This is a genomic window from Streptomyces sp. NPDC006691 (genome assembly GCF_042869955.1).
GTDB lineage: Bacteria > Actinomycetota > Actinomycetes > Streptomycetales > Streptomycetaceae > Streptomyces.
Window position 1 is genome coordinate 290761 of the sequence record NZ_JBIAGW010000005.1, and the last position, 11636, is coordinate 302396.

11 protein-coding genes are annotated in these 11636 nt (G+C 72.6%); 4 read left to right on the forward strand and 7 right to left on the reverse strand.

Going from position 1 to position 11636, the window contains the following annotated elements:
* Positions 1 to 28 precede the first annotated feature (28 nt).
* Both ACFYNP_RS14575 and ACFYNP_RS14580 read right to left on the reverse strand, forming a co-directional pair.
* Positions 29 to 1561 carry an ABC transporter substrate-binding protein gene (locus ACFYNP_RS14575; protein WP_388785598.1) on the reverse strand — a complete coding sequence of 511 codons (1533 nt, stop codon included), beginning with the start codon at positions 1559 to 1561 and terminating at the stop codon, positions 29 to 31.
* A gap of 287 nt (positions 1562 to 1848) precedes the next feature.
* Positions 1849 to 3114 (reverse strand): geranylgeranyl reductase family protein, encoded by a 1266-nt coding sequence (locus ACFYNP_RS14580; protein ID WP_388413285.1) that lies wholly within the window; start codon positions 3112 to 3114, stop codon positions 1849 to 1851.
* A 179-nt stretch (positions 3115 to 3293) separates the two neighbouring features.
* On the opposite strand from ACFYNP_RS14580, the gene ACFYNP_RS14585 reads away from it, so the two are divergent.
* Complete coding sequence (locus ACFYNP_RS14585; RefSeq protein ID WP_388785600.1) at positions 3294 to 4658, forward strand: dipeptidase; 1365 nt, start codon at positions 3294 to 3296, stop codon at positions 4656 to 4658.
* 207 nt (positions 4659 to 4865) lie between these two features.
* Here ACFYNP_RS14585 and ACFYNP_RS14590 read toward each other — a convergent pair whose 3' ends face one another.
* Positions 4866 to 5906, reverse strand: a complete 1041-nt coding sequence (locus tag ACFYNP_RS14590) for an NUDIX domain-containing protein (protein WP_388413281.1) — start codon at positions 5904 to 5906, stop codon at positions 4866 to 4868.
* 251 nt (positions 5907 to 6157) lie between these two features.
* Between ACFYNP_RS14590 and ACFYNP_RS14595 the strand changes: the two genes are divergently transcribed.
* Both ACFYNP_RS14595 and ACFYNP_RS14600 read left to right on the forward strand, forming a co-directional pair.
* On the forward strand, positions 6158 to 6334 hold the full coding sequence (locus tag ACFYNP_RS14595; RefSeq protein ID WP_167155607.1) for a hypothetical protein: 177 nt from the start codon (positions 6158 to 6160) through the stop codon (positions 6332 to 6334).
* Positions 6335 to 6477: 143 nt separating this feature from the next.
* Positions 6478 to 7194, forward strand: a complete 717-nt coding sequence (locus tag ACFYNP_RS14600) for a 2OG-Fe(II) oxygenase (protein WP_388785601.1) — start codon at positions 6478 to 6480, stop codon at positions 7192 to 7194.
* A 23-nt stretch (positions 7195 to 7217) separates the two neighbouring features.
* Here the strand turns inward: ACFYNP_RS14600 and ACFYNP_RS14605 are convergent, their stop codons facing one another.
* From ACFYNP_RS14605 to ACFYNP_RS14615, 3 genes are all read right to left on the reverse strand, one after another.
* Positions 7218 to 8141: an AAA family ATPase gene (locus ACFYNP_RS14605; RefSeq protein WP_388785603.1), complete on the reverse strand. Its 924-nt coding sequence runs from the start codon at positions 8139 to 8141 to the stop codon at positions 7218 to 7220.
* Positions 8142 to 8149: 8 nt separating this feature from the next.
* Complete coding sequence (locus tag ACFYNP_RS14610; RefSeq protein WP_388785604.1) at positions 8150 to 9355, reverse strand: RNA ligase; 1206 nt, start codon at positions 9353 to 9355, stop codon at positions 8150 to 8152.
* A gap of 133 nt (positions 9356 to 9488) precedes the next feature.
* Positions 9489 to 10376, reverse strand: coding sequence for a MerR family transcriptional regulator (locus ACFYNP_RS14615; protein ID WP_388785606.1), 888 nt, complete (start codon positions 10374 to 10376; stop codon positions 9489 to 9491).
* 53 nt (positions 10377 to 10429) lie between these two features.
* Between ACFYNP_RS14615 and ACFYNP_RS14620 the strand changes: the two genes are divergently transcribed.
* A complete protein-coding gene (locus tag ACFYNP_RS14620) occupies positions 10430 to 10708 on the forward strand; it encodes a hypothetical protein (RefSeq protein WP_388413272.1) in 279 nt (92 codons plus the stop codon).
* Between the two features lie 35 nt (positions 10709 to 10743).
* Here ACFYNP_RS14620 and ACFYNP_RS14625 read toward each other — a convergent pair whose 3' ends face one another.
* Complete coding sequence (locus ACFYNP_RS14625; RefSeq protein ID WP_388413593.1) at positions 10744 to 11595, reverse strand: carbohydrate ABC transporter permease; 852 nt, start codon at positions 11593 to 11595, stop codon at positions 10744 to 10746.
* Between the last annotated feature and the right edge of the window lie 41 nt (positions 11596 to 11636).

Genomic DNA, 11636 nt, shown 5'->3' on the forward strand with positions numbered 1-11636 from the left:
CGGGGTCGGCTTCGGCGCGGGATGGGCTTCAGCGCGGGATCAGCAGGGCGGCGTCGGCCTTCTGGGCGCAGTCGCGCATCGCCCGCTCCGGGGACGAGCGGCCGAGCAGCATCCTCACGACGGCCTCGCCGACCGCCTGCGAGATCGCCGGGTAGGCCGGGTGCACCGGGCGCACCCTGGCCGACTCCAGGGCCTTGGTGAACTCCGGGAGCCCGACGGTCGCCGCGGAGTGGTCGAGCCACCGGGGAAGGCGCGCGCTCTGCGTGCTGAGCGGCAGGCTGCCCGCGCCGATGTCCCAACTGACGTCCTGTGCGGGCGCGTTGAGCCAGCGTACGAACTCGACGGCGGCGCTGGAGCGTGCGGAGCCGTTGTTGAAGACGGTCCAGGTGTCGGGGCCCGAGATGGTGACCGGGCGGCCGCTGAAGGAGGGCAGGGGGACGACGGTGTAGTCCACCTTGGCCGCGACGATGTCCGGCAGCGACCAGGGGCCGCCGAGCACCATGCCCATGCGCCCCGAGAGGAACACCTGGTACAGCTGGGCGCTGCCCGGCTTGGGGTCGACGTAGACGCTGTTGCCCGTGGCGAGCGATGCCACGGTCGCCAGGGCCCGGGTCCCCTGTTCGGTGAAGCCGATGCTCTTGCCGTCCGGGGCGATGATGTCGCCGCCGAGGTCCCACACCATCGGCCACAGCCGCCAGGTGGTGTCCTCGTCGCCGACGCCGGGCCAGCCGGTGCCGAAGACGCCCCGGGAGGAGTCGGTGAGCCGGTGGGCGGTGTCGATGAACTCGGCCCAGGACCAGCCGGGTTGGGGCAGTGCGAGCCCGGCGCGCCGGAAGAGGCGGGTGTTGCAGATGACCGCGAGGGAGTCGACCAGGGCGGGCGCGGCCCGCACCTTTCCGTTGATGGTCACCGCTTCCCGCAGTGAGGGCCAGTAGGCGTTCCAGGGGACGGGGCCGGGGGCGCGCAGGGCACCGGTGAGGTCCAGGACGCGGGGGCTGCGGGCGATGTTCGCGATGTCGGAGCCGAAGACGTAGGCGATGTCGGGATAGGAGCCGGAGGCGAGCGCGGCGGTCACCTTCTGGAGCATCACATCGGCCGTGGCTCCCCCGCCCGGGTCGACATGGATCGTGGGGTGGGTGCGGTTGAACTCGGCGACCAGGGCTTCGATGGACTGCTTCAGGGTGTCGGTCTGCCCGTGCCACAGCTCGACGCCCACCTTGCCGTCGGGGCCGACCCCGTCCCCGCCGGACGATCCGCAAGCCGTGAGGACCGGTGACGCGACCGCGCCCAGCGCGCAGCCCGCCCCGGCCCGCAGGACCACGCGGCGGCCGGGGCCGGGGTACGGGGCCAGGGGCGGGGCCGGGGCCGGGTGCGGGGCCAGGGCCGGGGAAGCCGAGCGATCAGGGGCCGGGCGGGACCCGGGGGCGAGGCAGCCGTCGGGTGCGGAGCGGGGTCGAGCGACGGCGGCGCGGTTCGGGGCCGACCGGGGCGGGCTGGTGGCGGCACGGTCCCGGGACGAGCGGGGCGAAGCGGCGGTGGCGCGGTTCGGGTCGGCGGGCATCGTCCGCTCCATCCCTCGCGGGTACGTCCCCGCCTCGGGCCCGGCATATCGGCCCTGGCGACTCGGGCCGGCCCGGGACCCCGGTCGGGGACCTGCCGGCTGGGCGCACCTCTGGCGGCGGGACCGCGCTGCGGTCCGGGCCACTGTGGGATGAAAGCGCCCCGCGCGGGCGGACGTCAAGGGTCGCGCGCCCGCCCGTGGCACCCGGTGCGCGGCGCGGTGACGGAGGCGGCCGACGCCGCACGGGCGGGCCCGGAGCGGCTCCGGCCCCGCCCGTGCGGGTCAGGTCAGCGGTCGACGGCGTCCAGCGCGCGCCGCGCCAGCGGGTGGCTGCGCACCAGGCCGGCCAGGGTGGTCGCGCCGCGGGTGATGTCCGCGAAGGCCCGCCACGCCGGACGGAAGCCGGTGATCGCGGCGTGCAGCAGCAGCGGGCGCTTCTCGAAGAGGGTCAGCATCCGCCGGCCCACGCCCATTTCGACACCGAGCCCGGCCTTGATGGCGAAGGCGTAGTTCAGCGCCTGCCGGCGCGCGTCCACCGCGTCCTGCGACTCGGCGATGCGTACCGCCCACTCACCGGCGAGGCGGCCCGAGCGCAGCGCGAAGGAGATGCCCTCCCGCGTCCACGGCTCCAGAAGGCCCGCCGCGTCACCGCAGACCAGGACCCGGCCGCGGGACAGCGGCGAGTCGTCGCTGCGGCAGCGCGTCAAGTGCCCGGAGGAGATGGCCGGTTCGAACCCGGCGAGACCGAGCCGGGCGATGAAGTCCTCCAAGTAGCGCTTGGTGGCGGCGCCTTCGCCACGCGACGAGATCACGCCGACGGTCAGGGTGTCACCCTTGGGGAAGACCCACCCGTAACTGCCGGGCATGGGGCCCCAGTCGATGAGCACCCGGCCCTTCCAGTCCTCGGCGACGCTCGCCGGCACCGGGATCTCGGCCTCCAGGCCCAGGTCGACCTGCTCGGTCTTCACACCGACGTGCGCCCCTATGCGGCCGGCGCTGCCGTCGGCGCCGACCACGGACCGGGCAAGCACGGTCTCGCCGTCGGCGAGGACGACGGCGACGGTGCGCCGGTCGGGCACGGCCGAGCCGTGCTGCTCGACCTTGGAGACGGCGGCGCCGGTGCGGATCACGGCGCCCGCCTTCTCGGCGAAGGCGACCAGACCGGCGTCGAACTCCGGCCGGTTGACCAGGCCGAACAGCATCGTCTTGGACCGGCGCGTGCGCGTCAGCTTCCCGTCGAGGGAGAACGTGACCGCGTGCACCCGGTCCTGGAGCGGCAGTTCGAAGCCGGGCGGCAGGGCGTCGCGCGACGGCCCGATGATGCCGCCGCCGCACGTCTTGTAGCGGGGCAGCTCGGCCTTCTCCAGGAGCAGCACCTTGCGCCCCGCGACGGCCGCCGCGTACGCGGCCGAGGCTCCGGCCGGCCCGGCGCCGACCACGACGACGTCCCAGACGGGCCCCTCGGCGGGCCCGGTCACCGATGCGGCTGCGGGCTCGCCCTGGCTCTCCTCCAGCGGTCCGTCGCTTCCGGCGGCTGTGTTCTCGCTGCTCACGATGTGCCTTTGCTCCCCGTCCGACCAGTGGCTCGTGTTGACGTCCGCATCCTACGGGGCGGTAGCCCCGCCCTCCTGTCCCGGCCCGCTGTGGGAGGATCGGCCGTATCTCCGTCGTACACGCACATGCATCGATGTGTGTCCGTACTTACAACGTCGCACCCACGAGGAGCGTGCCCATGACCGCACATCCGATCGCCGAGACCATCGCATCGCTGATGCCCCGCGCGAAGGCGGAGCTGACGGAGCTGGTCGCGTTCCAGTCGGTGGCGGACGAGGCGGTGGCGCCCCGCAGCGAGTGCGAGGCCGCCGCGAACTGGGTGGCCGAAGCGCTGCGCACCGAGGGCTTCCAGGACGTGGCCCTGCTCGACACCCCCGACGGCTCCCAGTCGGTCTACGGCCTGCTGCCCGGCCCCGAGGGCGCGCCCACCGTTCTTCTGTACGCGCACTACGACGTGCAGCCGAAGCTGGACGAGTCCGCGTGGCTGACCCCGCCGTTCGAGCTGACCGAGCGCGACGGCCGCTGGTACGGCCGCGGCGCGGCGGACTGCAAGGGCGGGTTCATCATGCATCTGCTCGCGCTGCGCGCCCTGAAGGCGAACGACGGTGTCCCGGTCTCCGTCAAGGTGATCGTGGAGGGCTCGGAGGAGCAGGGAACGGGCGGCCTTGAGCAGTACGCCGAGGCGCACCCCGAGCTGCTCACGGCGGACGCGATCGTGATCGGCGACACCGGCAACTTCCGGGTCGGCCTGCCCACGGTGACGGCGACGCTGCGCGGCATGACGATGATCCGCGTACGGATCGACACCCTGGAGGGCAACCTGCACTCGGGCCAGTTCGGCGGCGCTGCCCCGGACGCGCTGGCCGCGCTGATCCGCGTGCTGGACTCGCTGCGCGACGAGCACGGCCAGACGGTCATCGAGGGCCTGCCGTCCGACTCGGCGTGGGACGGCCTTCAGTACCCGCAGGACGAGTTCCGCCAGGACGCCAAGGTCCTCGACGGGGTGGCGCTGCCCGGCACCGGCACCGTCGCCGACCGCATCTGGGCCCGCCCGGCCGTCACGGTCGTCGGCATCGACTGCCACCCGGTCGCCGGCGCCACGCCGTCCATCCCGGCGACCGCCCGCGCGCAGGTCAGCCTGCGGGTGCCGCCGGGCCAGGACGCGGCCGAGGCGACCAAGCTGCTGTACGCGCACATCGAGAAGCACGTGCCGTGGAACGCCCGCGTCTCCTTCGAGCAGGTCGGCCAGGGCCAGCCGTTCCGCGCGGACATCAACAGCCCGGCGTACACCTCGATGGCCGAGGCGATGGCGGTGGCCTACCCGGGCGAGGAGATGCAGTCGTCCGGCATGGGCGGCTCGATCCCGCTGTGCAACACACTGGCCGCGCTCTACCCGCAGGCGGAGATCCTGCTGATCGGTCTCAGCGAGCCCGAGGCGCAGATCCACGCCGTGAACGAGAGCGTGTCCCCCGAGGAGCTGGAGCGCCTGTCGGTCGCGGAGGCCCACTTCCTGGTCAACTACGCGGAGTCCAAGCGGAGTTGACCCCTTCCTGATGGCGGAGCCGGCCGGGCGTTCAGCGCTCGGCGGGCATCGCCCGGAGCGTGGATGGATGCGGCGGACCTGGCCGGCGACGTACGTTCGCCGCATGCATCGCGGCCACTGCGGCGCGGCCGGCGCGCTCGCCGCGGACGCCGCCCGCGTCGGGTGCGGCGATCCGCCCCCGTGAACGCGCCGGCCGCCACAGCTGCCTCAGCCGACCGGGATCCCGGCCTCCAGGTTGAGTACGGTCGACCGCTCCCGGGCCCGCAGCGCCCAGCGCAGCCGCTCGAAGCGGACGGGCGGCAGGAGTTGGGCCGCCTCCTGCTCGCTGACGAACCGCCAGCCGCGCAGTTCGGCGCCCGGCAGCAGGACCTCGCCGGCCCGTGCGCTCTCCAGCCGTCCGCCGTCGAACAAGAGCCGCAGACCGCCGTAGCCGGGCGGTCTCGGCGGTTCCCAGTCGACCACGAGGAGCCGCGGCACCTGGCCGAGCCGGACGCCGAGCTCCTCCTCCACCTCGCGCACCCCGGCCCGGGCGGGGGCCTCGCCCCGCTCGACCACACCGCCGGGGAACTCCCAGCCGGGCTTGTAGGTGGGGTCGACGAGGAGCACCCGGTCCTCTTCGTCGAAGAGCAGCACCCCGGCGGCCAGCGTCTCGGCGGTGGGTTCGGGGGTCTGCACGATGTCGCAGGCGCGGGCCGCCCCGGAGCGGACCGCGTCGGCTATTCGCTCGGCGGTCGCGCGCGGGGTGAGCGTGCCGTTGTCGACGGCGAAGGCGTCGGCGGTCAGCCAGCCGAGCGCGTCCTTGAAGGGTTCGATGTGTTCGTAGGCCCAGGCGCGGACCCGCTGCTCATCGGCCTCGGGGTCGTCGGGACATTCGACGCGGGCCGCGATCCGCCCGCGCAGGATCGTTTCCTCCTGGGTGAGGAGCACATGCCGCACCGGAATCCGGCGGGCCGCGAGACCGCCGAAGATCTCGTCCCGGTACTCCTGCCGCGTCAACGTCATCGGCACCACGAGGACTCCGCCCACCTCGGCGTGCAGTGCGGCCGCGCCGTCCACCACGAGCCGCCGCCAGATCGGCAGGTCCTGGTAGTCGCCGACCTGGTCGAGCAACTTCTGCGGCAGCAGCTGCCGCAGCGCCCCGCCGATCACCTCGGGGTCGTAGAACGTGCTGTTCGGGATCAGGTCGATCAGCTCGCGCGCGGTGCTCGTCTTGCCCGCGCCGAATGCGCCGTTGACCCAGACGATCACGGTTCCCCCTCTTCGTAGCCCCCAGTGGACTGCCCGCAACACCCTGCCACGGAAACCCCGCGCGGGGCTCGGGCCGTCCTCGACCGTCCTTGATCACGCACACAACTGTGGCCGGGCCGTTGCTTGCGGGGTGCCACCGACGGGCCCCGGCAGGCGTCCTCCTGTACGAGCACCGGCCACGGGGGGCCGTAACGCCGACGGCGGAGACGTCGTTGTGCGAGTGCCGAAAGAGACACAAGGGGGCGCGAAAAATGCGTCGTACAGTACTGGAACGCTTTCCCGCGGGCGGTCCGCGCGGCCACTGGCCTGCCGAGGAGTTCGCGCGGGACCGCAGGAACGAGGGACTGGCGGCCGAGGTCGTGATGGACCTGGAGAGCGACGCCTTCCTGGTCGTCGTTCCGCGTCCCGCACCGGAGCCGGCCGTCTGACGCCCCCGGCGGCCGGTCCCCCGGCCGCCGGGACGCGACGTCCGATTCCCGCCGGTCACAGCCGGCACCACGGGACATCCTCGATGTATCGCACCGCTCGGGCCCGGGCTCCACGCCCACCGCCCCGCACATCGGAGGGTCCCATGTCCAGCACCCGCACGGCCGAGCGCGTGGGCGCCGGCGACTGGGCGAGCATCGTCGAGGAACTCGACGCCCACGGCTGCGCGCCCACGCACCGTCTGCTCACCGCGGCCCAGTGCCGGTCCCTGGCCGACAGCTACGACCGGACCGAACGGTTCCGCTCGACCGTCGACATGGCCCGCCACCGCTTCGGGTCCGGGCAGTACCGCTACTTCACCGAGCCGCTGCCCGGCCTCGTGCGGGAACTGCGGGCCGCCTTCTACCCGTTGCTGCTCCCGATCGCCCGCGACTGGGCCGCGCGGCTCGGGCGGCCCGCCCCCTGGCCCGACACCCTGGAGGAATGGCTGGCCCACTGCCACGCCGCGGGGCAGGCCAAGTGCGCGCAGATCCTCCTGCGGTACGGTCCCGGCGACTGGAACGCCCTGCACCGCGACCTGTTCGGCGAGGCGTACTTCCCGCTCCAGGTCGTCGTCGGCCTGGACGCGCCCGGCACCGACTACACGGGCGGCGAGTTCCTCCTGGTCGAGCAGCGCCCCCGCGCCCAGTCGCGGGGCACCGCGACACCGGTTCCGCGGGGCCACGGGCTGGTCTTCACCACCCGGGACCGGCCGGTGGCCTCCCGGCGCGGCTGGTCGGCCGCGCCGGTGCGGCACGGCGTCAGCACGATACGCTCGGGCCGCCGGCGCACCCTCGGCCTCGTCTTCCATGACGCCGCGTAGCTCCCCGGCGGGCTCGGGCTTCCTCAGAAATCACCGTAGTTGACCTGCCAGGTGGGCAGCCCGAGGCGACGCCACACGGCCACCACCCGGTCGCGGTCGTCCAGGCTGACCCGCACGTGGAACCGGTGGCGCACATGGGCGTCGAAGAGCTCCGCCTTCACCACGTCGTCACGCCGCCCGTCATCGGCCGGCCGCATCCACAGCTCGTCGTACGGCACGTCGTGCGCCGCGAGCCACGCCCGGGTCCGGGTCCGGTGCTCCTCGCCCCGGCCCGAGAGCAGGACGATCGTGTCCCCGTGCGCCTGCCGGAAGCCGATCAGGGCGTCGCGGACCGAACCGTTGAGGCCGTCCTGCTCGCAGCGCGTGAAGTCGTACGGGTTCCGGCCGGTGTTGACCGCGAGCGTGCCGTCGATGTCGCACATCACCGCACTGGGCAGGGACGTGTCCGGCACATAGGGCTCGACCTCGGCGAGGACGACGGTGTCGTTCATCCAGGCGTCCGTCAGGCGCCAGCCACCCCGCACCGCCTTCGCGTGCTTGTCGGCGAGCAGCCGGATGACGTCCTCACCGACGGGGTTCGCGCGGGCCGCGTCGCGGCGCAGGCACTCCTCGACGGGCACGTCCGTGAAGTCGTGCACGACGAAACGGGCCCGCCCGGCCACGGCCGCCTTGAGGCGTTTGGGGATGCGCGAGGTGAGATGGGTGTTGTCGACGACGACGTCGAACCCGGCCGCGATCGTCTCGCGCACCGCCGCGTCCTGGACCGCGAGGACGCTCTGCTCGGCGATGTGCGACCGCTCCCGCCGGGCGCCCGCGTCGTCGAACATGCCGCGCAGGTCGTCGAGGTTGACGCGACGGCACCGCCCGTCGGAGTCCGATACGAGCTTGCGGGCGGCGGTGGTCTTGCCGGAGGCGGGCAGTCCGGTCATGACGTGCACGGTGGGCATGGCGGGGTTCAGCTTTCTTCGTCGTTCGTGAACGGGTCGGCGGCCGTCGGCTTGACGGACCGCCAGATCATCAGGTCGATGTCCCGGCCGTCGAGCAACTGGAACACGGCCGCGCGTACGGTACGGTCCGGGATTCGCTGGGCGGCGCGGGCGAACGCGCCCCGGTCTTGGGCGAGATGGGCGATCTCCTCGAACCGTTCGGCGGCCAGCCGGGCCGGCTCGGCGGCCTCCGCGTCCAGGCGGTCCGCGACGCTCCGCACCCAGGTGTCGAACTCGTCGGGGACCTGCTGAAGCATAACTTCCAGCGGGTCGGCGCCGTCCGCGGTGAGCGCGGCGATCTCGCCGGGTCCGCAGCCGAGCGCCTGCGCGACCCGCTGGGGGTCCCGCCCGGCGAACCGGCGGATGCCGAGGAAGCGCCAGATGTCGCGTTCGGTGATGCCGGTCAGCACCTTGTGCAGCCGTACGTACTCGCTGATCTTCGCCTTGACCCGGAGCCCGGAGGCGTACCGGACGACATAGCCCTCGGCATCGGTGCCGGTCGCCTCGCGGCCGTCGGCGTGCGCGTTGGAACCGGTGCGCTCGATGAGTTCGGCGAGCGGCATCGCGGGCCAGGCCCGGGCCACGGACCCGACGGCCGCCCAGTCCTCGGCGGCCCGGGCCAGCGCGATCTCCTCGCCCGTCGCCTCGTACGCGGCGAGCAGCACGAGGTCGCGCCGGCCGCCGTAGTCGACCACGATCCGGTTCTCCGGGTAGACGATCTCCGCGAGGTACGTCACCCCCGGCCGCAGCTTTCCGGTGTCCCGGCCGTCCAGCCAGGCGCCCGCCCAGGCGGCCTGCCCGGACGTGAAGGACCCCCGGGAGGCGACCCGCCAGCGCCCCGCGTAGTGGAAGACGATGCCGAGCGACCCGTCGACCTTGTCGAACACCTCGAAGGGCTCGTCGGGCAGCGGCGGCGCGTAGTGCCGGCCGGCACCGTGCTCCCCCACATTGAAGAACTTGGGCAGGCAGTGCGCGACGACCACCTCGCGCTCGTCGTCCACGACGAGCCCGCGGCACCGTGTGGTGACCTCGTCCCACGCCTGTTCGTACTGGCACGCCCTGCTGTACGAGTAGAGGGAGAGCGGCAGTTCGGGGTGCGCCTTGCGCACGACGTGCCCCGCGGCGACGGCGGAGGCCAGTCGCGCGGACGGAATGAGACGGTCGAGGTCGATCACTGCTGCTCCCGATGGGTGGGCTGTCAACAGCAGCTTGACCGCGGGAAAGCGAATGGGCCAGGGATTTTCGATCCCCCGTCACGACCGTCGCCACCCCGGGTGAAAACCCGTGGCTGATGCACCTGACCTGGGGCTATGGTCGACGACCGCGTCCACGTCGGGGGGATCCGGACACGGACGGGCGAGCGCGCCGGCGGTTCGTCCGGGCGGGGCGGCCTTCGGTGGCGGCAGGACGGACTTCGGTGCCGGTCGTGTGGCCTTCTGTGGCGGTGACAGGGACTTCCGCGGCGATCGCAAGCCGCCGGGTGATGAGTTGGTCGAGGCGTGCCCACGCGGGGCTGTCGATGCCGAGGTGCCCGGTGAGCAGGTCGACGGTCTCCGGTGGCACGCGGTCGAAGCCGGGGAGGTCGGAGAACATCGTCATGCGCAGGGCGAGTCGCGTCACCGCGTCGGCGAGCCCGTGGAGCCGGGGATCGTCCGGGCTCCAGTCGAGGGCGGCGTCGTAGCCGCGCAGGACGGCAACGTACTCGTCGTCGCCCAGCAGGGCCGTGCGCGAGGGCAGGAGGGCGCGGGTGAGGTCGGGGGCGAGGGCGTGGCCGAGGATGAAACCGTCGCGGATCGCGTGCTCGTGGCGTTCGGACAGGCCGATGGCACGGAGCCGGTCCATGAACTCGACGGCCTCGGGAGGCAGGCAGAGGCGGTCGGGCTGGTCGAGCTGTCGGAGCCGGGTCCGGCGTTGCTGGAGCTGGCGAATGCGCGTGCGCAGTTCGGCGTCGATCCGGTCGAGCTCTTCCGCGGCCCGGTCGGCATCGGCGTCCAGCACGTCCCGGACGCGGGCCAGCGGGACACCGGCTTGGGCAAGGGTGACGATCCGGGTCAGGTCGATGATCGCCCGGGCGTCGTAGCGTCGGTATCCGGAGGCGTCCCGGTCGGGTTCGGGCAGTAGGCCCTTGGCATGGTAGACGCGGATGGCTTTGGTCGATACGCCTGCCTGTTGGGCGAGCTGGCCGATCGTAAGCATCCCCCATCATCGCTCTTGACCTTGCCCCTGGGGCAAGGCCGCAGGCTGTTTCCATGACTGATCACGATGTCCCTGAGAACGTCCTTCGCGCGCTCGCGGACGAGGGCAATGAGAAGGCGCTGGACCGTCTCGCCGACCTCGCCGACGCAGGCGACCGACTGGACGAGCTGTCGGAGCTGCTCGACGAGGGCAGCGCGCACGCCGGGCGACTGCTGACCCGGCGTGCCGTCGAACGGCGCGATCTGCGGGAGCTGCAACGGCTCTGCGACGCCGGCAGTGAGGACGCCGGGACGGAGCTGGAACGGCTCCTCGGCGACGGGCGCCGGCCATGACCGGGACGTGTCGGACCGGCACCGGCCCGGGCCGCCTACCCCTTGCTCGACCCCAGCGTGAGCCCCGCGATGAAGTGGCGTTGCAGGAGCAGGAACACGATCAGGGTGGGCAGGGCGACGATGACCGAGCCTGCCGCCAACAGGTTGTAGTCGGTGAAGAACTGCCCCCTCAGGTTGTTCAGGGCCGAGGTGATGGGGAGCTTGTCGCCGTCGGACATGAAGACCAGGGCCCACAGGAAGTCGTTGTACATCCACGTGAACTGGAGGGTGGCCAGGGCCGCCAGGGCCGGGCGGCACAGCGGCAGGGTGATCCGCCAGTACTGGGTCCACACGCCGGCACCGTCGACGATCGCCGCTTCCAGGATCTCCTGCGGGAGGGTGCGCATGAAATGGGCGAGGACGAAGACGCAGAACCCGATCTGGAAGCCCACCTGGACGGCGACGACGGCCCAGTACGAGTCGAACAACGTCATCGAGTCGGACATCCAGTACGGCAGCGGAACGCGGTTGAACACCACGTACAGCGGGGTCACGATCACCTGCTGCGGGAGCAGGTTTCCCGCCGTGAACAGCATCAACAGGGCCATTTTGCCGGGGAGTTGCAGACGGGACACGGCGAACGCCACGAACGCGGCGAAGAACAGGACGAGCACCACCCCCGGCACCGCGATGATCAGAGTGTTGACGAAGTACTTCGTCATGCCCGAGTCGCTGAACGCCTGCTCGTAGTAAGCGAAGGAGAGGTGCTCGGGGAGGGAGAAGTAGCCGTCGCGCGAGGTCTCCGCGTACGGGCGCAGCGACGCGTACACGGCGAGCAGCAGCGGGGCGAGGAAGGCGAGCGAGACCGCCATGAGGAACGCGTGCACGCCCAGGCGGCCCGGGCGCATCCGGCGCCGTCCGCCGCCAACAGGCTTGTTCTGTAGGAGCT

Bases quoted from the DNA above. Each gene is read 5' to 3' on its own strand.
- ACFYNP_RS14605 (WP_388785603.1), bottom strand. From the start codon at position 8,141: ATGCCCACCGTGCACGTCATGACCGGACTGCCCGCCTCCGGCAAGACC.
- ACFYNP_RS14575 (WP_388785598.1), bottom strand. From the start codon at position 1,561: ATGCCCGCCGACCCGAACCGCGCCACCGCCGCTTCGCCCCGCTCGTCC.
- ACFYNP_RS14615 (WP_388785606.1), bottom strand. From the start codon at position 10,376: ATGCTTACGATCGGCCAGCTCGCCCAACAGGCAGGCGTATCGACCAAA.
- ACFYNP_RS14625 (WP_388413593.1), bottom strand. From the start codon at position 11,595: ATGCGCCCGGGCCGCCTGGGCGTGCACGCGTTCCTCATGGCGGTCTCG.
- ACFYNP_RS14585 (WP_388785600.1), top strand. From the start codon at position 3,294: ATGACCGCACATCCGATCGCCGAGACCATCGCATCGCTGATGCCCCGC.
- ACFYNP_RS14595 (WP_167155607.1), top strand. From the start codon at position 6,158: ATGCGTCGTACAGTACTGGAACGCTTTCCCGCGGGCGGTCCGCGCGGC.
- ACFYNP_RS14600 (WP_388785601.1), top strand. From the start codon at position 6,478: ATGTCCAGCACCCGCACGGCCGAGCGCGTGGGCGCCGGCGACTGGGCG.
- ACFYNP_RS14620 (WP_388413272.1), top strand. From the start codon at position 10,430: ATGACTGATCACGATGTCCCTGAGAACGTCCTTCGCGCGCTCGCGGAC.